Below are 25,456 nucleotides of genomic sequence, written 5' to 3'. Positions count from 1 at the left end.
GCCCGGCTCCGTGGGCACGCCCGGCTCCGTCGGCGCGGTCGCCATGCTCACGGCCACTCCCCATCGGGCGCCGGCCGCTCCCCATCGGGCGCCGGCCGCTCCCCATCGGGCGCCGATAGCCCCCCGCCGGGCCTCGCCCGCTCCCCGTCGAGTGCCGACCGCCGCCCGTCGTGTGCCGTACGGGCCACCGCTGCCGTACGGGCCACCGCCCCCACCGCGTCGGCGAGTCGGTCGAGAACCGCCGCCACCTGTTCCTCGCTGATGGTCAGCGGCGGAAGCAGCCGTACGACGTTCCCGTGGTGACCGCCGACGTCCACGATGAGACCCCGTCGCAGGCACTCTCGGCGGACGGCGGCGGCGAGTTCGCGCGGGCGCCGACGGTGGCCGGCGTCGGCGGCATGCCCCTGCGGACCCGCCTCTGCCGGGGACTGACTTTCCGGCCGCTGCCCGGCCAGGCGCTGCACGGCCCACCGCTCTCCCGCCGAGCGCTCCGCCGGGTCCACCATCTCCAGGCCGATCGACAGCCCCTGCCCCCGGACCTCCCCGACGCAGTGAGGGTGCCGCTCGACCAGTTCCCGCAGTCGGGCCAGCATCCGGGAGCCCAGTGCCGCCGCGTGCTCGACGAGCCGGTTCTCGCGGATGTGGGCGAGGGTCGCCGTGCCCGCGGCCATGGCGAGCTGGTTGCCCCGGACGGCGCTGGTGTGGACGCCGGGTGCGCCGGAGTCGAGGTCGGCATGGTGGACCACGACGGCCAACGGCAGCCCGCCGCCGATCGCCTCGGCCAGGATCATCGCGTCGGGGGTGATGCCGCTGTGCTCCACGGCCCAGAACGCGCCGGTGCGGCCGACACCCGTCGCGGACTCGTCGACGACGAGGGGGACGGACCGGCTCGCCGTGAGCCGGCGGATGCGGCGCAGCCGGGCGTGGGACGCGGGCGACGCCCCGCCGTCGGGCAACGGCTCGACGATCACTCCGGCGGGCGGCTCGGCGCCCGGCTCGTTCCCCGTGACCTCGCTCCGTCCGGTCGCGGCCCGGACGAGACGGACGGCGGCGTCCAGCGCGTCCGTCCGGGACGGTCCGCAGAACCGTACGCGCGCGTGCCTCGCCAGAGCGGGCGGCAGACTGCGCGTCAGCTCGGCGACGAAGGCGTCCTCCACGGGCGTCGCCGGCCCGAGGACCTGCAAGGGGGTCCCGGAGTCGAGGACCTTGCGGATCGACTCCAGCACGACGGGGTGATGGTGTCCCAGGGCCAGTGTCCCGGCGCCCGAGAGACAGTCGAGGTACCGGCGGCCGTCCGCGCCCTCGATGGTGAGACCGCGCGCCCGGACCGGCACGATCGGCAGGGAGCGTGCGTGGGCGCGCGCCGACGGCTCGCGCGCCGACGAACGCTTCGGTCCGCCCTCCCGCGACACGCCCGCGACGCCGGTGTCCTTCACCGCCGTACCCGCCATGCCGCCTCCCCCGTCCCCCGCCCCTCCGACCGCCGACCCCCGTACGCGCATCCCGCCACGGCTTCCTGACCTCCTGCTTTCCAGTGGCGAGTCGCTACGTCGTCGCCGCCGGCCCGGGACCCGCGCCCGGGCGGCCGGTCCCCACCGCTACAACCGCGGACCCCGCACCCGGTTACGGCTTCCGCCGAAGATCCTTCGGCGCGCGCCCGGCACCGATGATGTGGCCGCCCGCGGCCGTGCGGGCGGCACGTGGACCGCACAGCATCGGGCACGAGAAGCCGCCAATCGGTCGAACCCCGGAGGATTCGCAGGTCAGCAGGCTTGTAGCCGAACCGTTGCCGTTCCGTCTGAACTCCCCCACAGGGACCGCATAGTGTGTGGTGCCGTTCCAGGGCGCCGTGCGGCGCGGCCGGCTCGGTGGAGTCGGCCGGGTCGTGCGGCGTCGGCGCCAAGTACGTTCACAGCAGGGGGAGTAACACCATGCGATCCATACGGCCGTCGTCCACCGCTCGCCGGCGAGGGGGCGGGCGGCGTACCTCCCCCGTGCCTGCCGCCGTCGCCCTCGTGTCCGCGCTCGTGCTCACCGCGACGGCCTGCGAGTCGGGTGACGCCGAGGCGGGAGGGGAGGCCTCCGCCTCCGCGACGGCGGCCGACGGCGGCAACGGCGAGATCAGGATCCCGGACCACCTCAAGGACAAGCTCAAGGAACACGGGATCGACGTCGACAAGTGGCGGGACGGCGCCTGGAAGAACTGGGACCGGGAGGACTGGCTGCGCGAGGCGCAGGACTACGTCAACCCGATCATCGAGGGCCTGTGGGACCCGGACCGCATGCGGGACGCGGAGGAGCCCGAGCAGGAGGTCGACGAGGGCGACATCTCCGGTGACCAGGGCGTCACCGACCCGGAGCCGAAGCCGGTGCAGGCGCAGGCGGTACCGCCCAAGTACCACGACAACGCCGCCACGGCCGGCAAGCTGCTCTTCGACTCCCCCAAGGGTTCGATGGTCTGCTCGGCGACGGTCGTGAAGGACCCGGCCAACCCCGGCAAGTCCAACCTGGTGTGGACCGCGGGGCACTGTGTGCACGCCGGCAAGGAGGGCGGCTGGTACCGCAACATCGCGTTCGTCCCGTCGTACAACGACGCGGGCATGTCGAACGAGGATCTCCAGAACGCCACCAAGGAGGAGGTCGCTCCGTACGGCGTCTGGTGGGGTGACTGGGCGCAGACCTCCGACCAGTGGATCGAGCAGGGCGGTGCGACGGGTGGCGACGGCGCCGCCTACGACTTCGCCGTCATCCACGTGACGCCGGAGGAGGGCAGCGGCGGAAAGTCGCTGGAGGAGACGGTCGGTTCGGCGGTCGAGGTGGACTTCGGCGCCCCGGCCGTGCCGCAGATCGACGGCATGACGGCGATCGGCTACCCGGCGGCCCCGCCGTACGACGGGCAGAAGCTGTACCGGTGCGAGGACAAGCCGGGCCGGCTGTCGCTCCGGGGGTCGGACCCGACGATGTACCGCATCGGCTGCACCATGACGGGCGGTTCCTCCGGCGGCGGCTGGATCACCGACGGACCCGACGGTGAGCCGACGCTCGTCTCCAACACCTCCATCGGCCCGGTGACGGCCGGCTGGCTGGCCGGTCCGCGGCTGGGCGAGGAGGCCAAGGGCGTGTTCGACGCGGTGAGCGGGAAGTTCGCCGGTCAGTGACCGCTCGGAAAACACATTCAGCAACCAACGGGGGTCATCGCACCATGCGTTCCACACGCGCACTGCTCGCCGCCGCCGGCCTGGTCACGGCCGTGGCGCTCACGGCGACCGCCTGTGGCGGCTCCGCCGAGAACAACGCCGGTGACAAGCCCGGCGCCACCACCTCCCAGGCGGCCGACGACGGTACCGGCGGCGGCGAGGCCCGGCTGCCGGCCGACCTCGCGGACCGGCTCAAGGAGCACGGGATCGACGTGGACCGGTGGAAGGAGGGCGGCTGGAAGGACTGGGACAAGGACACGTGGCTCAGTGAGGCCAAGGACTTCGTCAATCCGGTGATCGAGGGCCTGTGGAAGCCGGAGCGGATGAAGTCCGCCGAGGAGGCCGACAAGACCATCTCGACCAAGGACGCCACGGCCGGGCAGGGCGTCAGCGACCCGGCGCCGGCGCCCGTCGACGCCGTCGCCGAGAAGACGCCGTACCACAAGAACGCGGCACCGGTCGGCAAGGTCTTCTTCGACTCCCCCGAGGGCTCGATGGTCTGCTCGGGCACCGTCATCAAGGACGTGAACCACCCGGGCAAGTCCAACCTCGTGTGGACGGCCGGCCACTGTGTGCACGCCGGCGGCAACGGCGGCTGGTACCGCAACATCGCGTTCGTGCCGGCGTACAACGACCTCGGCAAGTCCGAGGCGCAGCTGGCCGACGCGACCACGACCGAGATGGCGCCGTACGGCACCTGGTGGGCGGACTGGGCGGCCACCGCGAACCAGTGGATCCAGGGCGGGTCGGAGAGCGGCGGCGACGGCGCGGCGCACGACTACGCCGTGCTGCACGTCAAGCCGGAGCAGGGCAGCAAGTCGCTGGAGGAGACGGTCGGCGCCGCGCTGGAGGTGGACTTCTCCGCCCCGTCCGCGACCGAGGTCGCCAGCATGGGCGCCTGGGGCTACCCGGCGGCCGCGCCGTACAACGGGCTGAAGATGTTCAAGTGCCTGGACCGTCCGGGCCGGTTCTCGCTCAGCCCCTCGCTGCCGACGATGTACCGCATCGGCTGCACGATGACCGGCGGTTCCTCCGGGGGCGGCTGGTTCCGGGTGGTGGACGGCGAGACCAAGCTGGTGTCGAACACCTCGATCGGCCCGCTCGACAACACCTGGCTGGCCGGGCCGCAGCTGGGCCCCGACGCCGAGGCGATGTACCAGAACATGAGCAAGACCTACGGCGGGCAGTGACGCGTGCGTGGTGAGGGCCCGCCCCCTTCGCGGAAGGGGGCGGGCCCTCGGTCGTTGCTGTTCCTCACGGGCGGGGGCTCGGACGGGTCCCCCGCGCCGCGCGGGGGGGGCCGGGTCAGGCGAGCGGTGCCGGGGCGTACGGCGTCAGCTCCGCCGCCAGTTCCTCGTGCACCCGCACCTTGAGCAGGGTGCCCTCCGCGGTGTGTTCCTCGGAGATCACCTCGCCCTCGTCGTGCGCGCGGGCGACCAGCTTGCCGCGGGTGTACGGCACGAGCGCCTCGATCTCGACCGACGGCCGGGGCAGCTCGCTGTCGATCAGGCCGAGCAGTTCCTCGATGCCCTCGCCCGTGCGGGCGGAGACCGCGATGGAGTGCTTCTCGACCCGCAGCAGCCGCTGGAGCACCAGCGGATCGGCCAGGTCGGCCTTGTTGATCACGACGATCTCGGGCACGTCGGTGGCGCCGACGTCCGTGATCACCTCGCGTACGGCGGCCAGCTGCTCCTCCGGGTCCGGGTGCGAACCGTCGACCACGTGCAGGATCAGGTCGGAGTCGCCGACCTCCTCCATCGTGGAGCGGAACGCCTCGACCAGGTGGTGCGGCAGGTGCCGGACGAAGCCGACCGTGTCGGCCAGCGTGTACAGCCGCCCGCTCGGGGTCTCGGCCCGGCGCACGGTCGGGTCGAGGGTCGCGAACAGGGCGTTCTCGACGAGCACGCCCGCGCCGGTGAGGCGGTTGAGCAGGGAGGACTTGCCGGCGTTGGTGTAGCCCGCGATGGCCACGGACGGCACCTTGTTGCGCCGGCGTTCCTGGCGCTTGACCTCGCGGCCGGTCTTCATCTCCGCGATCTCCCGGCGCATCTTCGCCATCTTCTCGCGGATCCGGCGCCGGTCCGTCTCGATCTTGGTCTCACCGGGGCCACGGGTGGCCAGGCCGCCGCGGCCACCGCCCATCTGCCGGGACAGCGACTGGCCCCAGCCGCGGAGCCTCGGCAGCATGTACTGCATCTGCGCGAGAGCCACCTGCGCCTTGCCCTCTCGGGACTTGGCGTGCTGGGCGAAGATGTCCAGGATCAGGGCGGTCCGGTCGATGACCTTGACCTTGACGACGTCCTCCAGCTGGATCAGCTGGCCGGGGCTCAGCTCACCGTCGCAGATGACGGTGTCCGCGCCCGTTTCGTACACGATGTCGCGCAGTTCCTCGGCCTTGCCGGAACCGATGTAGGTGGCCGCGTCGGGCTTGTCACGGCGCTGGATCACGCCGTCGAGCACCACGGCGCCCGCCGTCTCCGCGAGGGCGGCCAGCTCGGCGAGGGAGTTCTCCGCGTCCCGCGCGGTGCCCGAGGTCCAGACGCCGACGAGGACGACCCGCTCCAGACGCAGCTGGCGGTACTCGACCTCGGTGACGTCCTCGAGCTCGGTGGAGAGGCCGGCCACGCGGCGCAGGGCCGCGCGCTCGGAGCGGTCGAACTGGTCGCCGTCCCACTCTCCGTCGATCTCGTGGCTCCAGGCGACGTCCTCTTCCATCAGGGCATCGGCCCGAAGACCCTCGGGATAGGTGTGCGCGAGGCGCTTGGTGTCCTGGGAAGGGGAAGAAGAGGAGGTCATTGGATCCTTACGTAGCTGGGAAACCGGTGTCGGCGACGGAGCGGGACCGCGCGCGGCCACCTGGCGAGGGGGCCGGTCCGGAGCTGGTCCGTCACTGGTCACAACGCCCGGGTGCCCCGGGAGATTCCCGTCGACCCCGTTCGTCCCGTGCCGCGCCGTCCCGAAGATGGTCGCACGACACGGGGCGTCTCGTCACCGCCTTATTCACCTGCCGGTTCTCCGTCATCCGGCGGTCGGCCCGGCCGTCGCGGGGGCGGCGGGCTCCGGCTTCCAGTCGGGGTGGCCGGGCATCGGCGGGGTCTTCTCCCCGTACAGCCAGCCCTGGAAGAAGCCGTCCAGGTCCCGGCCGGCGGTCCGGGAGGCGAGGGCGACGAAGTCGGCGGTCGTGGCCGTGCCGTCCCGGTGCTGGGTCACCCAGGCGCGTTCGAGGCGGTCGAACGCGGGGGCGCCGATCTCCTGGCGCAGCGCGTAGAGCACCAGGGCGGCGCCGTCGTAGACGTTGGAGCGGAAGATGCCGGTCTTGCTGCCGGAGGTGGGCGGCTTGGGAGCGGCCGGTGGCCCGCCCGCCGCGCGCCAGCGGTCGGATGCGCCGTAGGCGGCCTTCATCCGCGCGGTGAGCGGTTTGCCGGCCTTCTCCTCGGCGTACAGCGCCTCGTACCAGGTGGCGTGGCCCTCGTTGAGCCACAGGTCGGACCAGGTCCGCGGGCTGACGCTGTTGCCGAACCACTGGTGCGCCAGCTCGTGCACCATGATCGACTCCACGTACCACTGGGGGAAGGCGGGCTCGGTGAACAGTTCCCGCTCGAAGAGGGAGAGTGTCTGGGTCTCGAGCTCGAAGCCGGTGGAGGCGTCGGCCACCAGCACCCCGTAGGTCTCGAAGGGATAGGCCCCGACCTTGTTCTCCATCCAGGTGATCTGGTCCGGTGTCTTTCGCAGCCACGGCTCCAGTGCCTCCCGGTACCGCGTCGGCACGACGTCCCGCACCGGCAGTCCGTGCGGCCCGGTGCGGCGCAGGACGGTGGAACGGCCGATGGACACCTGGGCGAGTTCGGTGGCCATGGGGTGCCGGGTGCGGTACGTCCAGGTGGTCGCGCCGTCGGCGCGCTCCACTCCGGCGGGCAGGCCGTTCGCGACCGCGGTGGTGCCGTCGGGTGCGGTGACCCGGATGGTGAACAACGCCTTGTCGGACGGGTGGTCGTTGCACGGGAACACCAGGTGGGCGACGTCGGCCTGGTTGGCCATGGCGAGGCCGTCGGCGGTGCGCACCCAGCCGCCCTTGCGGTCCGGCGGGGACACCGGGTCGCTGGTGTGCCGCACGGTGATCCGCGTCCGGTCACCCTCGTCGAGCGGGTCCTCGGGCGTGATCACCAGGTCCTCGCCGGCGCCGGTGAAGGCGGCGGGCTCGCCGTCGACCTCGACGGACTCGACGTCTCCGTGGGCGAAGTCGAGGTTGATCCGGTCCAGGTCGGCCGTGGAGCGTGCGTCGATGGTGGTGACGGCCTTCAGCGGCGCGCTGTTGTCGCCTGAGTAGGTGAAGGACAGGTCGTACGCCGCCACGTCGTACCCGGGGTTGCCCAGGTGCGGGAAGAGGCGGTCGCCGACGCCGAGCGGGGCGGGCGGGGCGCTCGCGGCGACCAGGCAGACGGAGACGGCCGAGGCGAGCAGCGCGGCGGCCCGCAGCCGGCGACGGGCGCGTGCCCCGGAGCGCGGGGTGGAGGCGGGGGCGGGGACCGTCCGGGCCGTCGGGGCCGCCGGGGCTGGGGCTGGGGCTGCCGGGGCAGCAGGTGGGGTGGGGGTGGCTCCGGTGGCTTGGGGGGCCGGAAGGGTGGGGGTTGCTCCGGTGGCTCCGGTAGCTCGGGTGGCCGGAGGGGTGGCGGTCGGGGCGGGACCGAGCGGGCCGTCGGCCGCGCTGTGAGGGGAACCGTGGGGGGTGCCCTGGGGCGTGCCGTGCGAGGTGCCGTGGCGGGTGTGCAGCATGCCCCACGGCTATCAGCGCACGCGTGCGTGACGGCGGCGACGCGCGCCGGGCGCACCCGAACGGCTCCGTGCCGCTGCGCCGCGCCGGGCGGGGACGAGGGCCGGTGGGCCTGTGGGCGTGCCCGGCCGACGACTCCGGACGGAGGAGGGGTTCGTCAGCAGGCTGCCCAGCGCAGGCCGCCGGAGGCTCCGGGCCGGCAGGGCGCAGGCGCGTCCGGCGGACCCGGCCGTGCGCGGGTTCACGCCCCCGGCGCGTGTGGCTGCGGCTGCGCGCGGTTCACGTCGTACACCCCTGCCACGTTACGCATCGCGCGCATGAGGGCGGGCAGGTGGGCGGCGTCCGGGAGCTGGACGGTGTAGGTGTGGCGGACGCGCTGCCGGTCCGGCGGCTCGACGGTCGCGGAGACGATCTCGGCGCCCTCCACCGCCATGGCCTCGGTGAGGTCGGCGAGAAGGTGGGGCCGGACGAACGACTCGGCGAGCAGGGTGACCCGGCACTCCGTGGCCTCCCCCCAGCTCACGCCGACCTCTGCGCGCCCCCCGCTCTTCATCCGCGCCACCACGGCGCACTCCACGCGGTGCACGGTGACCACTCCCCCGCGCACGTCGAAGCCCGTGATCCCGTCCGGCGGGACGGGGGTGCAGCACCCGGCGAGTCGTACGGTGGCGCCGGGCCGGTCGACCCGGACGTCGGGACCGGCGGAGCGGACATCCGGCCCGGCGGAACGGGCGGCGGACCCCGCGGAGCGGGCAGCGGCGCTCTCGGGAGTGCTGTGCCCGGCCGGCGCCTCGTCGGCGGCGCGCGCGGGCGGCGCGTCCGCGCCGCGCTCCGCGGCGGCGTTCCCGGACGCCGGCCCGGACGGGTCCGTGGGCGCGCTCCCCGTCCGTCCGCCGCTCGCCGGGTGCGCGGCGAGCCAGCGCTGAATGGCGATGCGCGCGCCGGGGGTGTGCGCGTGCTCCAGCCACTCCCGGGACGGCTCGGAAGCCGGGTCCTGCCCCATGAGGAGCTGCACGGCGTCGCCGTCCCGCAGCACCGTGCTCAGCGTCGCCAGACGGCCGTTGACGCGCGCCCCGATGCAGGCGTGGGCGTCGTCGCCGTACTGCGCGTAGGCCGCGTCCACGCAGGTCGCGCCCTCGGGGAGGTTGAGCGTGCCGCCGTCGGGTCGGAAGACGGTGATCTCGCGGTCCTGGGCGAGGTCCTCGCGCAGGGTGGACCAGAAGGTGTCGGAGTCGGGTGCCGCCCGCTGCCAGTCGAGCAGGCGGGAGAGCCAGCCGGGGCGTGTGGGGTCGGCGCGCTCCCCTTCGCGCGCGGCCTGCTCCTCCGAGGGCGGCGCGTAGGGGTTGCCGAGGGCGACGACGCCGGCCTCGGCGACCTTGTGCATCTGGTGGGTGCGGATGAGGACCTCGACGACCTGGCCGTCGTCCTCGCGGGCGACGGCCGTGTGCAGCGACTGGTAGAGGTTGAACTTGGGTACGGCGATGAAGTCCTTGAACTCCGACACGACCGGCGTCATGCAGGTGTGCAGTTCGCCCAGGACGCCGTAGCAGTCGGCGTCCTCGTTGACCAGTACGAGGAGCCGGCCGAAGTCGGCGCCGCGGAGCGCCCCGCGTTTGCGGGCGACCCGGTGCACGGAGACGAAGTGGCGGGGGCGGATGAGGACGTCCGCCGGGATGCCGGCCTCCCGCAGCACCCGGCGCACCGCGTCGGCGGTCTCGGCGAGCGGGTCGGCGGGGGCGGCGGCGTTCTCGGCGATCAGCTCCCGGGTGCGCTCGTACTCCTCCGGGTGCAGCACCGCGAAGACGAGGTCCTCCAGTTCGGTCTTGAGCGCCTGGACGCCGAGCCGTTCGGCGAGCGGGATGAGCACGTCCCGGGTGACCTTGGCGATGCGCTCCTGTTTCTCCCGGCGCATGACGCCGAGGGTGCGCATGTTGTGCAGCCGGTCGGCGAGTTTGATCGACATCACCCGGACGTCGTTGCCGGTGGCGACCAGCATCTTGCGGAAGGTCTCGGGCTCGGCGGCGGCGCCGTAGTCGACCTTCTCCAGTTTGGTGACGCCGTCGACGAGGTAGCGGACCTCCTCGCCGAACTGGTCGCGGACCTGGTCCAGCGTCACTTCGGTGTCCTCGACGGTGTCGTGGAGCAGCGAGGCGGTCAAGGTCGTGGTCTCGGCGCCGAGTTCGGCGAGGATGAGGGTGACGGCGAGGGGGTGGGTGATGTACGGCTCGCCGCTCTTGCGCATCTGGCCGCGGTGCGAGGACTCGGCCAGCAGATAGGCGCGGCGCAGGGGGTCGAGGTCGGCGTCGGGGTGGTGGGCGCGGTGGGCGTCGACCACATGGCCGATGGCGTCGGGCAGTCGGTCGCGGGCGGCGGGTCCGAGGAGCGCGGCGCGGCCCAGTCGCCGCAGGTCGAGCCGGGGGCGGGCCTTTCTGCGGGCCGCGGGGGGCGCGACGGCGCCGGCGGTGGCCCCGGGGGGCACCGGGACCGGGCTCGCAGGGTTCGTCGCCTCCGCGTTCATGGGCACCTCCGGCTGCGTGGACCGGCGGACGGGGCGCCCCAGGGCGGACACGGCTCAGGGGACGGCGTCGGTCCCCCGTCCGGGCCGGTGCTTGATGCTATCGAGCCCAACACGGGCGGCTGACCGCCTCTCGCCGAGCGTGAAACGGATCACCCATTCGAGCGAAGGAACGGAGGTTTACGTTTCGGACCGATGTGTCATGGCCGCGCAGCCGGCGGGATCGCCCGGTGGCGGCGGGGCTGCTCCGTGCGTCGGCCCGTGCGGTCACGCGGGGCCCACCGCCGCCTCCAGCCACTCCGGGTCGATCTCGCCCTCGGCGACGATCACCGCGGGGCCCGTCATCTCGATCTCGCCGTCGGGCCGCTCGGTGATCACCAGTGTGCCGCCGGGTACGTCGACGGTGTACGTCACCGGGGTGCCGGTGACGGCCGGGTCGGCGCCGTCCCTGCGGGCGGCGGCGACGGCGACGGCGCACGCGCCCGTGCCGCAGGAGCGGGTCTCTCCGGAGCCGCGCTCGTGCACCCGCATCGCGACGTGCCGGGGGCCGCGGTCGGTGACGAACTCGACGTTCACCCCGTCCGGATAGGCGGCGGCCGGGCGGAACGGCGGCGGGGAGAGCAGGTCGCCCGCGTGGGTCAGGTCGGCGACGAAGGCGACCGCGTGCGGGTTGCCCATGTTCACGTTCCGCGCGGGCCAGGTGCGGTCGCCGACGCTGACCGTGACCTCGCCCTCGGGCAGGCGCGCCCGGCCCATGCCGACGGTGACGTCACCGTCCTTGGCGATGTGCACGGTCTTCACGCCCGCGCGGGTGGCGACCGCGAGATCGCCCTCGGTGACGTGGCCCGCGTGCCGGAGGTAGCGGGCGAAGACGCGTACGCCGTTGCCGCACATCTCCGCGATCGAGCCGTCGGCGTTGCGGTAGTCCATGAACCACTCCGCGTCCGCCGCCATGCCCGTGGCCTCGGGGTGCGCGGCGGACCGCACGACGTGCAGCAGCCCGTCGCCGCCGATGCCCGCGCGGCGGTCGCACAGGGCGGCGACGGCGGCCGGGGGCAGGTCGATGGCGTTGTCCGGGTCCGGGACGATCACGAAGTCGTTCTCGGTGCCGTGGCCCTTGAGGAAGGCGATCCGCGCGCGCGTGCTCATTCCTCGATCGTACGGGGTGGGTGCGACAGCCCGGTGATCGCACGAGGTGCGCGCGCCCACGGCCCGGCACCGCCGGTGCGGGCCTCAGCCCCGCAGCCGGGCCACTCGCCAGACGGCGAGGCTCACCACGGCCGCGACCATCACCACGTAGGCGACGATCACACGCCAGTCGGGGCGGCGGCCGGTGCCCCGCTGGGGCAGACCCGGCCAGGTGTAGCCCACGCGGCGAGCGGCCATCATGCCCCAGCCGGCGGCGCACGAGCAGATCAGCAGGCCCAGCATCGCGATCACGGCGCCGCTGTCGCCGAAGTCGAAGGCGAGCGGGAAGGCGAACATCAGCGAGCCGACCGCGGCCAGGCCCACGATGGGCGCGAGCTGCCACAGCCGCAGCCGGCGCTGCGGACGCAGCTCGACCTCGTCGACCTCGCCGCCGCCCGCGTACATCTCCTCCGGCCCGGGCCCGTCGGGGCCGTCCGGGCTCAGCCGGTCACCGTCCGGCTCCGGCGCACCGCGCTCGGCGGTGACGTGCTCGGTGCTCGGTGCGGTGTCGCGAGGGCCGGCCTCCATCGCCACGCGCCCTCCCAACTTGGACTCCACTTGGTCGATCGAAGCTCGATGATGGCACGGCGCCGGAGGCCGCGATGACGGCCGGAGCGTCCCGATGCCATGACGTGATCAGGCTGTAACCGGTCGTTCGACCAACGACAGAGCGCGTCCCGGAAGTTCCGTGCGATCCGCCGCGGCCCCACTCAACCAGTGCACCCGGGGATCGCGCCTGAACCACGAGTCCTGACGGCGCGCGAAGCGTTTGGTGGCACGCACGGTCGCGTCCCGCGCTTCCTCGAGCGTGCACTCGCCGGCGAGCGCCGCCAGTACCTGCTGGTACCCCAGCGCGCGCGAAGCCGTACGCCCCTCGCGCAGTCCGCGCGCCTCCAGGGCGCGCACCTCCTCCACCAGACCCGCCTCCCACATCCGGTCGACCCGGCGCGCGATGCGGTCGTCCAGCTCCGGGCGGGAGACGTCGACGCCGATCTGGACCGTGTCGTAGACGGAGTCGTGGCCGGGGAGGTTGGCGGTGAACGGCCGGCCGGTGATCTCGATCACTTCCAGGGCGCGGACGATCCGGCGGCCGTTGCTGGGCAGGATGGCCCGCGCGGCCTCGGGGTCGGCGGCGGCCAGCCGGGCGTGCAGCGCGCCGGGGCCGCGCAGCGTCAGCTCGTCCTCCAGCCGGGCGCGGACCTCCGGGTCGGTGCCGGGGAACTCCAGGTTGTCCACGGCCCCGCGGACGTAGAGGCCGGAGCCGCCCACCAGGACCGGCCAGCGCCCGGCGGCCAGCAGCGCGTCGATCCGCGCGCGGGCCAGCCGCTGGTACTCGGCGACGGAGGCCGTGACGGTCACGTCCCAGACGTCGAGCAGGTGGTGCGGTACGCCGCCGCGCTCCTCGGGCGTCAGTTTGGCGGTGCCGATGTCCATCCCGCGGTAGAGCTGCATGGAGTCGGCGTTGACGACCTCCCCGCCGAGCCGCTGGGCCAGAAACACCCCCAGATCGGACTTTCCGGCCGCGGTGGGACCGACGACGGCGATGACTCGGGGGCTGGGAGGTGCGCTGCTCACCGCCCCAGTCTCGCAAACCTCCCGGGACGCCCTCGAACGAGTTACGTGACGGTGCGGGGGCCGGGTCGTTGCCCCGTTGCGAGGTTCCCGCCCCGGCATCACGGGGGCGGCGGCCCGGGTCGCGCAAACGGACGCACCGGGCAACGCGGGATTTCGCCCGCACGAGTACCGTATGGAGTTGATATGGGCGTTTTTGCACGGCTTCTTCGGAGGTCGAAGGCCACGGAGGAGGCACCGGCCGCCGAGCAGCGGACCGGCGCACCGGCCCCCGAGTCCGCGTCGGAGGACGCCGCGGACACCGCGGGGGCACAGGGTTCGGACGGCGCCGGCGCGGCGGAGACGACGCGGCCGGCGGAGGCCGAACGGCCCGCCGAGGCGGCCGGCTCCGACGGTGTCGAGATCCCCAAGCAGCAGTCCGCCGGGGCGGCCGTCGACAACGAGGCCGGTGAGGGCGCCCGCTCCTGACCACGCGAGGGAAGGCTGAACCATGGGTCTGATGAACAACTTGAAGGCCAGGCTGGGCCCGGCGAAGGGCAAGGTCTCCGACCTCGCGAACAAGCACGGGGACAAGATCGACCGCGGCCTCGACAAGGTGGCCAGGACCGTCGACCAGCGGACCAAGGGCAAGTACAGCGACCGGATCCAGACCGGTACGGGCAAGGCCAAGGGCGCCATGGACCGCCTCGCGCACAAGGACGCCCCCTCCGGTGACAGGGGCGGCGACGGCACGCCCGGTCAGACGCCTCCGGGCAGCACGCCTCCGGCCGGCCCGCCGCCGGCCTCCTGACCGGGGGCGCCGCCGAACGCGGCGCCGCGCACGACGACAACGGTGGACGGCCGGGAGCCCATGCGCTCCACGGCGGTCCACCGTTTCACCGCCGGTGCCCCTGACCCGGCCCGGTCTCCGGGTCGCCGCCGGGCTCCCTCGGCCCGGCTTCCGGGTCCCCGCCGGGCTCCCACCGCCCGGCTTCTCGTAACAGGTGCGCGCGCCGGAGCCTCCGTGCCCCGAGGGGGCGCGCGGGTGGCAGCCGGGTGCACCGGGCGCCGGCGCTCAGGGAGCGGGGCCGGGCTCGTCCCGCACCGGCGCTACGACCAGGTGGCCACCAGATACCCCACGCCGTACGGCGCGTCCTCGTACAGCAGCGCGCCCTTGAGGTCCGTGTCCTCGGCCGCGCCCGCCAGGACCTGCCAGGGCGCCCGCCCCGACACCTTCAGCTCGCGGGCCAGTTCCTCGTCCAGCCCTCCGAGGGCCGCCGCGTCGGCCGACTCCAGCGCACGAGCGACCTCCGCGTCGAAGGGCGCCGCGCGTTCGTCGAGGTAACCGGGGGCCTTCAGCGTGCGGCACGCGCTGCCGTCGCCCAGCACCAGCAGGGCGAGCCGGTCGACGCGCGAGGCGATCTCCCGTCCGGCGGCGGCGCACCGCCCGGCCGGCAGCCGGTCCCCGACGGCGAGCCCCTCGACGGGGACCTCGGCCCAGTCGGCGCGCTCCAGCAACCAGGCGCCCACCGCGAGCCCGTACGGCAGGCTCGCCGCGCTCCCGGTGTCCCGCTCCCCGCCCAGCCGCACCTCCCGCTCCACGCCGAAGCCGTGGAACGAGCCGCGCGTGCCCTCGGGGTACGTCTCCGGTCCCGTGCCGTCCGCCGGGCCGACGACCACGAGGCGGTCGGGGCGGGCCGCGGCGAGCACGCGGAGCGCTTCCGCGCTCGCGGCACGCGCCCCGTCCAGTTCGGCTGCGGCGCCCGCGGCCACCTCGGGCACCAGAAGGGGCGGGCAGGGGCAGAGGGCTGCGGCGACAAGCATGATCGGCAGCGTAACCCGGGACCCGGCCGCCCTCCATGACAGGCGGCACTCATGGCGGGCGGCGCTCAGGGCAGCCGGCACTCACGACAGGCAGTGCTCAGGGCAGCCGGCACTCATGGCGGGCGGCGCGGCATCGCGGCACAGCGGTCGCGCCGGCCACGGTCGGGGCCGGCGCCGCGAGCCCGCCACCACCGCCGGGTGGCGGGCGGCGGGCGGCGCCTCAGTCGCAGCCGCAGCCGCTTCCGGCGGCGACCGGCAGCGGCTCCGGCGCCCCGATCTTCGGCAGACCCAGCATGACGCCGGCCGGCTTGGCCTGCTCGGCCGCGTTGCGCTTCTCCCATGCGTCGCCCGCGCGCGTGCGGCGCACGTCGAGGACGGGGCCCTCGGCGAGGAGGTGGTGCGGGGCGGCGTAGGTGACCTCCACGGTCACCACGTCGCCGGGCCGGACCTCCTGCCCGGGCTTGGTGAAGTGCACCAGACGGTTGTCGGGGGCGCGGCCGGACAGGCGGTGCGTGGTGTCGTCCTTGCGGCCCTCGCCCTCGGCGACCATCAGCTCCAGCGTGCGGCCGACCTGCTTCTTGTTCTCCTCCCAGGAGATCTCCTCCTGGAGGGCGACCAGACGCTCGTAACGCTCCTGGACGACCTTCTTGGGGATCTGGCCGTCCATCTCGGCGGCCGGCGTGCCGGGCCGCTTGGAGTACTGGAAGGTGAACGCCTGGGCGAAGCGGGCCTCGCGGACCACGTGCAGGGTCTGCTCGAAGTCCTCCTCGGTCTCGCCGGGGAAGCCGACGATGATGTCCGTGGTGATCGCGGCGTGCGGGATGGCCGCGCGGACCTTCTCGATGATTCCCAGGTAGCGCTCCTGGCGGTAGGAGCGGCGCATCGCCTTCAGGACCGTGTCCGAGCCGGACTGGAGCGGCATGTGCAGCTGCGGCATCACGTTCGGCGTCTCGGCCATGGCGGCGATGACGTCGTCCGTGAAGTCGCGCGGGTGCGGGGAGGTGAAGCGGACGCGCTCCAGACCGTCGATCTTCCCGCAGGCCCGCAGCAGCTTGCTGAACGCCTCGCGGTCGCCGATGTCGGAGCCGTAGGCGTTCACGTTCTGTCCGAGGAGGGTGATCTCGGAGACGCCCTCGGCGACCAGGGCCTCGACCTCGGCGAGGATGTCGCCGGGCCGGCGGTCCTTCTCCTTGCCGCGCAGCGCGGGGACGATGCAGAAGGTGCAGGTGTTGTTGCAGCCGACGGAGATGGAGACCCAGGCCGCGTAGGCGCTCTCGCGGCGGGTCGGCAGCGTGGACGGGAACGCCTCCAGCGACTCGGCGATCTCGACCTGCGCCTCTTCCTGGACCCGGGCGCGCTCCAGCAGCACCGGCAGCTTGCCGATGTTGTGCGTGCCGAAGACCACGTCCACCCAGGGGGCGCGCTTGACGATGGTGTCGCGGTCCTTCTGCGCCAGGCAGCCGCCGACCGCGATCTGCATGCCGGGCCGCTTCGCCTTCTTCGGGGCGAGGTGGCCCAGATTGCCGTACAGCTTGTTGTCCGCGTTCTCCCGGACGGCGCAGGTGTTGAAGACGACGACGTCCGCCTCGCCGTCGGCGCCCTCGGGGGCGCGGACGTATCCCGCGTCCTCCAGCAGACCGGCCAATCGCTCGGAGTCGTGGACGTTCATCTGGCACCCGTAGGTGCGTACCTCGTATGTGCGTGTGCCGCCCACTGACTGGCTCCGGTCGATGCTGCTCATGGCAATAAGGGTAGGCGGTCCGCGGCAGTGGCCCGGGCCCCCTGTGGACAACCCGGATCACCGCTGGTCACACGGTGCTCACCGCGGGTTCACGGCTCGATGAGTCCGGCGCGGATGGCATAGCGCGTGAGTTCCAGACGGTCCCGGACGCCGAGTTTCTGGAGCAGGTTGGCGCGGTGGCGCTCGACGGTCTTGGCGCTGATGAACAGCAGCTCGCCGATCTCCTTGGACGTGTGCCCCTCGGCGACCAGTTTGAGGATCTCCTCCTCGCGCTCGGTGATGGGCCGCTCCGGCAGGCCGCCGCCCTCGCGCAGACGGTCGAGGTAGGAGCGGACGAGGGTGCGTTCGGCGCCGGGATAGATGAACGGCTCGTCGCGTACGGCGGCCCGGCAGGCCTCGACCAGGTCGCGGTCGGCGACGGACTTCAGCACGTAGCCGCAGGCGCCCGCCTTCAGCGCCTCGAAGAAGTACTGCTCGTTGTCGTACATCGTCAGGATGAGGATGCGCAGGCCGGGCAGGCGGCGGGACAGTTCGCGCGCCGCCTGGAGACCGGTCATGCGGGGCATGGCGACGTCCAGGACGGCCAGGTCGGCCTCGGTGGCGCGGGCCGCCGCGACGGCCTCGGCGCCGTCCCCGGCCTCGGCGACGACGGTGAGGTCCGGTTCGCCGTCCAGGATGAGGCGCACTCCCCGGCGCACGAGGGTGTGGTCGTCGGCGAGCAGGACGCGGATCGGGGGTTGCGGGGGCTTCGACGACATCAGCGGCCTCCGGTCGCGGCGGGCACGCGCAGGCGTACGACGGTGCCCGGCGCGGGGCCCGACTCGCCGGGCCGGCCGGACGCGCCGAAGCCGCCGAAGTCCCCGGGCTTCCCGGTCGGCCCGGGTCTTCCCGGCTCCCGGGTGGGCGTCGCCCCCGGCTCCAGGGTGAGCGTGGCGCCGATCAGCAGGGCGCGTTCGCGCATGCCGCTGATGCCGGCGCCCTCGGCGGCGTCGCCGAGACCGGTGCCGTTGTCGCGGACGACGAGTTCGACGCTGTCGGGCAGCGTCCGCAGCCGGATGTCGGCGCGGTCGGCGGCGGCGTGCCGGGCGGTGTTGGTCAGGCTCTCCTGGGCCACGCGGTAGATCACGAGCTCCGTCTCGGGGGTCAGCGGGGGCAGCTCGCCCGGGACGTCGTGCCGGACGGTCAGGCCGGGGTGGCCGAAGTCGGCCGCGAGTGAGCGCAGGGCACTGGCCAGGCCGAGTTCCTCCAGCAGCCCGGGGCGCAGCCGGCGGGCGATGCGGCGGATCTCGTCCAGCCCCGCGCGGGTGGCCTCCTGCGCCTGGCCGACGTCGGCGCGCAGCTCCTCGGGCACGCGGTCGGCGACACGCTTGAGCTGGAGGAGGACGGCGGTGAGGGTCTGGCCGACCTCGTCGTGGAGCTCCCGGGCGATGCGGTGGCGCTCCCTTTCCTGTGCGCGCAGCGCCCGGCCGGCGCCGGCGGCCCGTTCGGAGCGCAGCCGGTCGAGCATGGTGTTGTACGTGGCGATGAGCTGGGCGGCCTCGGCCGGCCCGGCGACCGGGGTGCGGGCCCCGGGCCGCAGCAGGTCGGCGGCGGCCATGGCCCGGCCCAGCCGGTGCAGCGGAGCCAGTCCGATCCGCAGGACCACGGCGTTGGCGGCCAGCAGGGCGGCGAGCCCGCCGAGCAGGACAAGCGCTTCGTCCGGCAGTACGGGAGTGGAGACGGTGACCGGTCCCAGCAGCAGCGCGGTGGCCACGACGAGGCCCATGGCGTTGAGCGAGAAGATCCGCCAGAACAGCGACACGGTCCGCTTTCCGCTCCTCCCGGTCCGTGGGCACGACACCGTCCGGGCCAGCCTTGCCGACCGGGCCCGGCCGCGTATATCCGTCGTGACACCCATATCGACACCGTACGTGCGGGTGACAGCATGACGGGGCCGCGGGCACGTGATGCGCGGACCGCGAGCGCAGCAAGATGTGGAAGAGAACGAACGAGGGGAAGCGACGTGTCCGCTCCACGCCTGAGGGCGACGCCACTGCCGGGGATCGGGGTGCAGTACGACCTGGTGACCCGGGAACACCGCCACCTGTCAGTGGTGGCGCACCGGGACGGCGCCCGCACCGTGAACGTGTACCGGGCCGACGACCCCGACTCCTGCGCCCACTCGCTGAAGCTGACCGGCTCGGAGGCGGGCGCGCTGATCGACGCCCTGCAACCGTCCCACCACAGCGCCAACCTGCTGCACACGTCGGATCTGGGGCTGGTGGCCGAGCGGATCGAGGTGTCCGCGACCTCGCGCTGGAACGGGCGGGTGCTGGGCGAGACCCGGATGCGGACGGAGACCGGCGCCTCCGTGGTGGCGGTGCTGCGGCACGCCGAGGCGATCCCGTCGCCCGCCCCGGACTTCCGGCTGGTGGGCGGCGACACCCTGATCGTCATCGGTACCCGCGAGGGTGTGAACGCCGCCGCGACGATACTCGGGCGGGAGTGAGCCGGTGCACTCCGCGGTTCTGCTCATCGAGTTCGGGTCGATCATCCTCGGGCTCGGGCTCCTCGGCCGGTTCGCCGGCCGGTTCCGGATCTCGCCCATCCCGCTGTATCTGCTCGCCGGTCTGGCCTTCGGCGAGGGCGGACTGCTGCCGCTCGGCGCGAGCGAGGAGTTCATCGCCACCGGTGCGGAGATCGGCGTCATCCTGCTGCTGCTGATGCTCGGCCTGGAGTACACGGCGGGCGATCTGGTCACCAACCTGAAGTCGCACTACCCGGCGGGCCTGGTCGACTTCGCGCTCAACGCGGTGCCGGGCGCGGTGGCGGCGCTGCTGCTGGGCTGGGGCCCGGTGGCGGCCGTGGTGCTGGCCGGCGTCACCTGGATCTCGTCGTCCGGTGTGATCGCGAAGGTGCTCGGTGATCTCGGCCGGGTCGGCAACCGCGAGACACCGGTGATCCTCAGCGTCCTGGTCCTGGAGGACCTGGCGATGGCGGTGTACCTGCCGATCGTCACGGCGCTGGTGGCCGGGGTCGGTCTGATGACCGGGAGCATCACGCTGGCGATCGCGCTGGGCGCGGCGGGGCTGGTGCTGTTCGTCGCGGTGCGTTACGGGCGGGTCATCTCGCGGTTCGTCTCCAGCGACGACCCGGAGAAGCTGCTGCTGGTCGTGCTGGGTCTGACGATCCTGGTCGCGGGCGTGGCGCAGCAGCTCCAGGTGTCGGCCGCGGTCGGCGCGTTCCTGGTGGGCATCGCCCTGTCCGGGGAGGTCGCCGAGGGTGCGCACACACTGCTGAGCCCGCTGCGGGACTTGTTCGCCGCCGTCTTCTTCGTCTTCTTCGGTCTGCACACCGACCCGGCGAGCATCCCGCCGGTGCTGCTGCCGGCGCTGGCGCTGGCAGTGCTCACCGCGCTGACGAAGATCGCCACGGGTTACTGGGCGGCGCGCAGGGCCGGCATCTCCGTGAAGGGCCGCTGGCGGGCGGGCGGTGCGCTGGTGGCGCGCGGCGAGTTCTCCATCGTCATCGCCGGGCTCGCCGTGTCGGCAGGGATCGAGCCGTCCCTGGGCCCGCTGGCCACGGCGTACGTGCTGATCCTGGTCGTCCTCGGTCCGCTGACCGCCCGCTACACCGAATCGGTGGCCATGCGCCTGTCCCGCCGGCGCCGCGATCCCGGCCGCGGGCCGGACGCCCCCGTCGGCTCCCCGAGCACGACGGGTGCCAAGGAGCCGGTCGGCGACTGAGGCGCGCGCCGGCCGCGCACCCGGGTGTGGTCGCCGGCGGTCGGCGGGTCGTCAGCCCTGCTGCCCCGCCGGCGTCCACCCCTGCCGGCGCAGCACCGCCGCGACGTCCGGCGCCTCGTAGTGCTCCCCCTTGAGGACCTTGCCGTCGGCTCTGCGGGCGACGCTGCCGTCGGGGCCCAGCTTCGACATGTTGGCCCGGTGGATCTCGGCTATCACCGCGTCCAGGTCGATGCCGTGCACCAGGGCGGTGCCGTACGCGACGTACACCACGTCGGCCAGTTCGTGCGCGAGCCGGTCCAGGGGGCCCTCGACGGAGACCTCGGCGACCTCCGCCGCCTCCTCGGCGAGCAGTTCGCCACGGTGCGCGGCCAGCTCCGGCGGGACCTCGGTGGGCGTGCTGCGGGCGTCCAGCCCGAAGGCGAGGTGGAAGGCGCGGACCAGTTCGGCGGGCGAAGAGCTCATGCGGCCGACTCTAACGGCCGCCACTGACACTTCCCGGCGGCCGCACGGGCGGGCCGTGCCTGTGAGGCCGCCCCTGGTCAGCGGGGATGCGGGCTGGCAGGATCGCGCCCATGTCCAAGCCGTTCCCCCGCATCGGCGGGCGCCGGGCCGCACAGGCCGGGGCCGCCGCCGTCGTCGCCCTCGGGCTGCTGCTGTGGTGGCTGCTGCCCCTGGGCGAGGAGCCGCCGAGGGGGACGATCACGTTCAGCACCGGCACCCGCGCGGGGGTCTACCACAAGTACGGCGAGCTGCTGCGCGACCGGCTCGCCAGGGACCTGCCGGAGCTGGACGTACGGCTGGTGCCGAGCGCGGGCTCCCAGGAGAACGTGGAGCGGGTGGCCTCCGGGAAGGCCGACTTCACGATCGCCGCGGCCGACGCGGTGGAGACGTACAAGATCCAGGACCGCCCCGGAGCGGAGCAGCTGCGCGGGGTGGCCCGCCTCTACGACGACTACGTCCAGCTCGTCGTCCCCGTCGACTCCGACATCCGGGCCCTCGCCGACCTGAAGGGCAAGCGGGTCGCCATCGGGCTGCCCAACTCGGGCGTGCGGCTGATCGCGACCCGGCTGCTGCGGGCGGTGGGCATCGATCCGGAGCGGGACATCACGCCCCGGTCGGACGGCATCGACACCGGTCCGGCGCGGCTCGGGGAGCAGTTGGACGCCTTCTTCTGGTCCGGGGGCCTGCCGACCGACGGACTGCGGCGGATCGCGGAGACCGGCGCGTTCCGGTTCGTGCCGATCGACGAGGAGGTCGTCGCCGACCTGCACGGCCAGGGCGGCGCCACCCGCTACTACCGCGCCACCAACATCCCGGAGTCGGCCTACCCGACGGTGCAGAACGGCTCGGTGGTGCCGACGATGGCCGTGTCCAACCTGCTCATGACGCGCGACGACCTCGACCCCCGGCTCACCGAGTGGCTGACGCGGACGGTGATCGAGAGCCGGGACGGCATCGGCCGCCACGTCCACTCCGCGCAGCTGGTCGATCTGCGCACGGCGATCTACACGGACCCGCTCGGACTGCACGAGGGCGCCCGCCGCTACTACCGGTCCGTCAAGCCCTGAGCCACCGGTCACGCGCTGCCGAGGACAGGACCGTCACTCACCGCCCGAAGGGGCCGCCGCGCACGGCCCGAGGACCGTCCCTCACCGCGCGAAGGGGGCCGCGACGCACGGCCTGAGGACCGTCACTCCCTGTCCTCGAAGGGGCCGCCGCGCACCGCCCGCGGACCGGTCCCTCACTCCCCGACGGTGCCCTGCGGCAGGGACCGAGGCACGGTCACCGTCACCTTCAGTCCGCGCGGCTCGTGGTGGTCGTAGGCGATGGTGCCGCCGCTCGCGGCCAGCAGGGCCCGGCAGATGGACAGGCCGAGTCCGGAGCCCTTGACGTTCTGGTGCCGGCCGCTGCGCCAGAAGCGGTCGCCGACGCGGGCCAGCTCCTCGTCGGTCAGACCGGGGCCGTGGTCGGCGACGACGACGGTCGAGTCGGCGCCGCGCGAGCCGACCTCGACCCGCACGGTCTCGCCCTCGGGCGTGAACTTGACCGCGTTGTCGATGACGGCGTCCAGCGCGCTGGACAGCGTCACCGGGTCGGTCCACGCCGTGGTCGGCGGGCAGTCCCCCTCCAGCCGCACGCCCTTGGCCTCGGCGGTCGGCGCCCAGGCGGCGACCCGTTCGGCGGCGAGCGTGCCGATATCGGTGAGCCGCAGGTCGGGCTCGGCGTGCTCGGCGAGGGCCAGGTCGAGCAGGTCGTCCAGGACGCGGGCCAGGCGCTTGCCCTCGGCCTGGACCGAGGCGATCTCCTCGTTTCCCTCCGGCAGTTCCAGGGCGAGCAGCTCGATGCGCAGCAGCAGGGCCGAGAGCGGGTTGCGCAGCTGGTGGGAGGCGTCGGCGACGAAGGCGCGCTGCTGCTCCAGGACGTCCTCGACGTGGTCGGCCATCTCGTTGAACGACTTGGCCAGGCGGCGCAGTTCCGGCGGTCCCCCGGCCGCCGCCACCCGGGACTTCAGACGCCCGGTGGCGATGTCGTGGGTGGTGGCGTCCAGGATCCGTACGGGCCGCAGCACCCAGCCGGTCAGCCGCAGCGCGGCGCCGACGGCGAGCAGCATGGCGGCCAGTTCCCCGGCGCCGATGACGAGCCAGCCGCGCAGCGTGCGCGACCGCATGGAGTCGGTGGGCGAGTCGGTGACCACGACGGCGACGACGTCCCCGTCGCGGATGACCGGCGAGGCGACCACCAGTCGGCCCTCCTCCCAGGGCCACACCTGCTCGGGGTCGTGGCTGCGGCGGCTGAGCAGCGCCTCCTCGAAGGCGTCCCGGACATCACCCGTCTGGGGGAGGAACCAGGTCGTCGGCGCATTGGCCATCGGGATGTGATTGCGGTAGAAGACGCCCGCACGGATGTCGTAGACCTCGTAGTAGCTCGTCAGTTCGTTCTGGAGCGTCTCCAGACGCTCGCCGGGTACGGTGCGTGATCCGTACGGGCCGTCCACGACGTCGGTGACGAACTGGGCGAGCGCGGCGAAGCGTGCGGTGTCGTCGATGCGGTCGACGACGACCTTCTGCTGCTCGGCCCGGGCGACACTGACGCCGAGCGGGATGCCGAGCGCCAGCAGGACGGCCGCCATCAGGACGATGAGCAGCGGGAGCAGGCGTGTGCGCACCCGGGCCCGCTACGAGGTGGGGGCGACGAGGCGGTAGCCGACGCCGCGTACGGTCTCGATGAGCGCGGGCATGCGCAGCTTGGCGCGCAGGGAGGCGACATGCACCTCGAGGGTGCGCCCGGTCCCCTCCCAGCTGGTGCGCCAGACCTCGCTGATGATCTGCTCCCGGCGGAAGACCACGCCGGGGCGCTGGGCGAGCAGCGCGAGCAGGTCGAACTCCTTGCGGGTCAGCTGGACGGCCGTACCGTTCACGCTGACCTGGCGCGTCGGCAGTTCGATGCGGACGGGGCCGAGGCCGATCGCGGTCTCGATGCCCGAGGAGGTGTCCTCGTGGGCGGAGCGCCGGCTGACGGCGTGGATCCGGGCGAGCAGTTCCCCGGTGTCGTACGGCTTGACCACGTAGTCGTCGGCGCCGAGGTTGAGGCCGTGGATGCGGGAGCGCACGTCGGAACGGGCGGTCACCATGATCACCGGGGTGCCGGTCAGCTTGCGGATCTTGCCGCAGACCTCGTACCCGTCCTGGTCGGGCAGGCCGAGGTCGAGGAGGACGACACCGAAGCCGTCTCCGTCGGGGACCAGCGCCTGAAGGGCCTCCTCGCCGCTGCGCGCGTGGGTGACGTCGAAACCGTGGCGGGCCAGGACCGCGGACAGGGCGGCGGCGACGTGGTTGTCGTCCTCGACGAGCAGCAGCCTCATCCGGGCCCCCTTCTGTTCATCGGCCGTACGATCGGAATGTGTACAAAAGACGCGCGTACGCGCGCGTGTGCGCCGTGTGCAGTCACGCTGATGGACAGGGACGCCGTCAAGAGGGTTCCGGTTGCCGGCGCCCGAAGTTATCCGGCCGATATCTGCCCTGCTCACAAGTGCTACGACACGTGTCCGATTGCTACCGGATCGTGATGCTCAGATTCCCCTCAGATGTAATGACGCAGGTCGTGGACGGTTACTACTGTCCTCCGAAACCGAGGAGGACGGAGCCTGAGAGCGATGACCGAAGTATCGGTGGCCAAGGAAGACGTGGCCGCGACCGACGAGCTGGTCGTCCTGAAGAGCGTCAACAAGCACTTCGGCGCGTTGCACGTACTCCAGGACATCGATCTGACGATCGCCCGCGGTGAGGTCGTCGTGGTCATCGGGCCCTCCGGGTCCGGTAAGTCCACGCTCTGCCGCACCATCAACCGTCTGGAGACGATCGACTCCGGAACGATCACGATCGACGGCAAGCCGCTGCCCCAGGAGGGCAAGGAGCTGGCCCGGCTGCGCGCCGACGTCGGGATGGTCTTCCAGTCCTTCAACCTCTTCGCGCACAAGACCGTGCTCGAGAACGTGACCCTGGGCCAGATCAAGGTCCGCAAGACCGACAAGAAGAAGGCCGAGGAGAAGGCCCGGCAGCTGCTGGACCGGGTGGGGGTGACCGCCCAGGCCGACAAGTACCCCGCCCAGCTCTCCGGCGGTCAGCAGCAGCGCGTCGCCATCGCCCGGGCGCTGGCCATGGACCCGAAGGTCATGCTCTTCGACGAGCCGACGTCGGCTCTCGACCCGGAGATGATCAACGAGGTGCTGGAGGTCATGAAGCAGCTCGCCCGGGACGGCATGACCATGGTCGTGGTCACCCACGAGATGGGCTTCGCCCGGTCCGCCGCCAACCGCGTGGTCTTCATGGCGGACGGCCGGATCGTCGAGGAAGCCACGCCGGACCAGTTCTTCAGCAACCCGCGCAGCGACCGCGCCAAGGACTTCCTGTCGAAGATCCTGCACCACTGACGTCGCGGATCGCC

22 protein-coding genes are annotated in these 25,456 nt (G+C 73.1%); 8 read left to right on the top strand and 14 right to left on the bottom strand.

Translation table 11 applies throughout. The features are described from left to right. Positions 1 to 47: 47 nt before the first annotated feature. The gene (locus ACZ45Q_RS28310) at positions 48 to 1,451 is read right to left on the bottom strand and encodes an aminotransferase class III-fold pyridoxal phosphate-dependent enzyme (protein WP_468266406.1); all 1,404 of its coding nucleotides are present in this window, start codon (positions 1,449 to 1,451) and stop codon (positions 48 to 50) included. Positions 1,452 to 1,931: 480 nt separating this feature from the next. Between ACZ45Q_RS28310 and ACZ45Q_RS28305 the strand changes: the two genes are divergently transcribed. Together ACZ45Q_RS28305 and ACZ45Q_RS28300 are read left to right on the top strand one after the other, a co-directional pair. Next, on the top strand, positions 1,932 to 3,158 hold the full coding sequence (locus ACZ45Q_RS28305; protein ID WP_468266404.1) for a trypsin-like serine peptidase: 1,227 nt from the start codon (positions 1,932 to 1,934) through the stop codon (positions 3,156 to 3,158). 44 nt (positions 3,159 to 3,202) lie between these two features. Beyond that, positions 3,203 to 4,387, top strand: a complete 1,185-nt coding sequence (locus ACZ45Q_RS28300) for a trypsin-like serine peptidase (protein ID WP_468266402.1) — start codon at positions 3,203 to 3,205, stop codon at positions 4,385 to 4,387. A gap of 115 nt (positions 4,388 to 4,502) precedes the next feature. Here ACZ45Q_RS28300 and hflX read toward each other — a convergent pair whose 3' ends face one another. The 6 genes from hflX to miaA all read right to left on the bottom strand — a co-directional run bounded on the left by hflX (position 4,503) and on the right by miaA (position 13,246). After that, the gene (hflX, locus tag ACZ45Q_RS28295) at positions 4,503 to 5,993 is read right to left on the bottom strand and encodes a GTPase HflX (RefSeq protein WP_468266400.1); all 1,491 of its coding nucleotides are present in this window, start codon (positions 5,991 to 5,993) and stop codon (positions 4,503 to 4,505) included. Between the two features lie 222 nt (positions 5,994 to 6,215). After that, positions 6,216 to 7,970: a M1 family metallopeptidase gene (locus tag ACZ45Q_RS28290; protein WP_468266398.1), complete on the bottom strand. Its 1,755-nt coding sequence runs from the start codon at positions 7,968 to 7,970 to the stop codon at positions 6,216 to 6,218. Positions 7,971 to 8,209: 239 nt separating this feature from the next. After that, a complete protein-coding gene (locus ACZ45Q_RS28285; RefSeq protein WP_468266396.1) occupies positions 8,210 to 10,486 on the bottom strand; it encodes a RelA/SpoT family protein in 2,277 nt (758 codons plus the stop codon). Positions 10,487 to 10,750: 264 nt separating this feature from the next. Continuing rightward, positions 10,751 to 11,632 (bottom strand): diaminopimelate epimerase, encoded by an 882-nt coding sequence (gene dapF, locus ACZ45Q_RS28280; protein WP_468266394.1) that lies wholly within the window; start codon positions 11,630 to 11,632, stop codon positions 10,751 to 10,753. Positions 11,633 to 11,716: 84 nt separating this feature from the next. Then, the gene (locus ACZ45Q_RS28275; protein WP_468266530.1) at positions 11,717 to 12,199 is read right to left on the bottom strand and encodes a hypothetical protein; all 483 of its coding nucleotides are present in this window, start codon (positions 12,197 to 12,199) and stop codon (positions 11,717 to 11,719) included. 108 nt (positions 12,200 to 12,307) lie between these two features. Continuing rightward, positions 12,308 to 13,246, bottom strand: a complete 939-nt coding sequence (miaA, locus tag ACZ45Q_RS28270; RefSeq protein WP_468266392.1) for a tRNA (adenosine(37)-N6)-dimethylallyltransferase MiaA — start codon at positions 13,244 to 13,246, stop codon at positions 12,308 to 12,310. Between the two features lie 183 nt (positions 13,247 to 13,429). On the opposite strand from miaA, the gene ACZ45Q_RS28265 reads away from it, so the two are divergent. Next, positions 13,430 to 13,711: a hypothetical protein gene (locus ACZ45Q_RS28265; RefSeq protein WP_468266390.1), complete on the top strand. Its 282-nt coding sequence runs from the start codon at positions 13,430 to 13,432 to the stop codon at positions 13,709 to 13,711. A gap of 22 nt (positions 13,712 to 13,733) precedes the next feature. Beyond that, positions 13,734 to 14,033 carry an antitoxin gene (locus tag ACZ45Q_RS28260; RefSeq protein WP_468266388.1) on the top strand — a complete coding sequence of 100 codons (300 nt, stop codon included), beginning with the start codon at positions 13,734 to 13,736 and terminating at the stop codon, positions 14,031 to 14,033. A gap of 299 nt (positions 14,034 to 14,332) precedes the next feature. Here the strand turns inward: ACZ45Q_RS28260 and ACZ45Q_RS28255 are convergent, their stop codons facing one another. The 4 genes from ACZ45Q_RS28255 to ACZ45Q_RS28240 all read right to left on the bottom strand — a co-directional run bounded on the left by ACZ45Q_RS28255 (position 14,333) and on the right by ACZ45Q_RS28240 (position 18,684). Next, a complete protein-coding gene (locus tag ACZ45Q_RS28255; protein ID WP_468266386.1) occupies positions 14,333 to 15,046 on the bottom strand; it encodes a class III extradiol dioxygenase subunit B-like domain-containing protein in 714 nt (237 codons plus the stop codon). Positions 15,047 to 15,266: 220 nt separating this feature from the next. Further along, complete coding sequence (gene miaB / locus ACZ45Q_RS28250) at positions 15,267 to 16,787, bottom strand: tRNA (N6-isopentenyl adenosine(37)-C2)-methylthiotransferase MiaB (RefSeq protein WP_468266384.1); 1,521 nt, start codon at positions 16,785 to 16,787, stop codon at positions 15,267 to 15,269. Between the two features lie 89 nt (positions 16,788 to 16,876). Beyond that, positions 16,877 to 17,545 carry a response regulator gene (locus tag ACZ45Q_RS28245; protein ID WP_468266382.1) on the bottom strand — a complete coding sequence of 223 codons (669 nt, stop codon included), beginning with the start codon at positions 17,543 to 17,545 and terminating at the stop codon, positions 16,877 to 16,879. Beyond that, a complete protein-coding gene (locus ACZ45Q_RS28240) occupies positions 17,545 to 18,684 on the bottom strand; it encodes a HAMP domain-containing sensor histidine kinase (protein WP_468266380.1) in 1,140 nt (379 codons plus the stop codon). Before ACZ45Q_RS28240 ends, ACZ45Q_RS28245 begins: the two co-directional genes overlap by 1 nt. A 105-nt stretch (positions 18,685 to 18,789) precedes the next feature. Here ACZ45Q_RS28240 and ACZ45Q_RS28235 point away from each other — a divergent pair, with 105 nt between their 5' ends. Beyond that, positions 18,790 to 19,275 (top strand): cation:proton antiporter regulatory subunit, encoded by a 486-nt coding sequence (locus ACZ45Q_RS28235; RefSeq protein ID WP_468266378.1) that lies wholly within the window; start codon positions 18,790 to 18,792, stop codon positions 19,273 to 19,275. Positions 19,276 to 19,279: 4 nt separating this feature from the next. Continuing rightward, positions 19,280 to 20,512 carry a cation:proton antiporter gene (locus ACZ45Q_RS28230; protein WP_468266376.1) on the top strand — a complete coding sequence of 411 codons (1,233 nt, stop codon included), beginning with the start codon at positions 19,280 to 19,282 and terminating at the stop codon, positions 20,510 to 20,512. 51 nt (positions 20,513 to 20,563) lie between these two features. Here the strand turns inward: ACZ45Q_RS28230 and ACZ45Q_RS28225 are convergent, their stop codons facing one another. Next, a complete protein-coding gene (locus tag ACZ45Q_RS28225) occupies positions 20,564 to 20,974 on the bottom strand; it encodes a pyrophosphohydrolase domain-containing protein (protein ID WP_468266374.1) in 411 nt (136 codons plus the stop codon). Between the two features lie 110 nt (positions 20,975 to 21,084). Here ACZ45Q_RS28225 and ACZ45Q_RS28220 point away from each other — a divergent pair, with 110 nt between their 5' ends. After that, a complete protein-coding gene (locus ACZ45Q_RS28220; protein WP_468266372.1) occupies positions 21,085 to 22,080 on the top strand; it encodes a TAXI family TRAP transporter solute-binding subunit in 996 nt (331 codons plus the stop codon). 173 nt (positions 22,081 to 22,253) lie between these two features. Here ACZ45Q_RS28220 and ACZ45Q_RS28215 read toward each other — a convergent pair whose 3' ends face one another. Both ACZ45Q_RS28215 and ACZ45Q_RS28210 read right to left on the bottom strand, forming a co-directional pair. Next, positions 22,254 to 23,678, bottom strand: coding sequence for a sensor histidine kinase (locus tag ACZ45Q_RS28215; protein WP_468266370.1), 1,425 nt, complete (start codon positions 23,676 to 23,678; stop codon positions 22,254 to 22,256). A gap of 9 nt (positions 23,679 to 23,687) precedes the next feature. After that, a complete protein-coding gene (locus tag ACZ45Q_RS28210) occupies positions 23,688 to 24,374 on the bottom strand; it encodes a response regulator transcription factor (protein WP_468266368.1) in 687 nt (228 codons plus the stop codon). 291 nt (positions 24,375 to 24,665) lie between these two features. Here ACZ45Q_RS28210 and ACZ45Q_RS28205 point away from each other — a divergent pair, with 291 nt between their 5' ends. Continuing rightward, positions 24,666 to 25,442: an amino acid ABC transporter ATP-binding protein gene (locus tag ACZ45Q_RS28205; RefSeq protein WP_468266366.1), complete on the top strand. Its 777-nt coding sequence runs from the start codon at positions 24,666 to 24,668 to the stop codon at positions 25,440 to 25,442. The last annotated feature ends 14 nt before the right edge of the window (positions 25,443 to 25,456 follow it).

This window comes from Streptomyces sp. NPDC031049, assembly GCF_055571015.1.
Note: the sequence above shows the minus strand (reverse complement) of the source record. Positions and strands in the feature narration are given on the sequence as shown.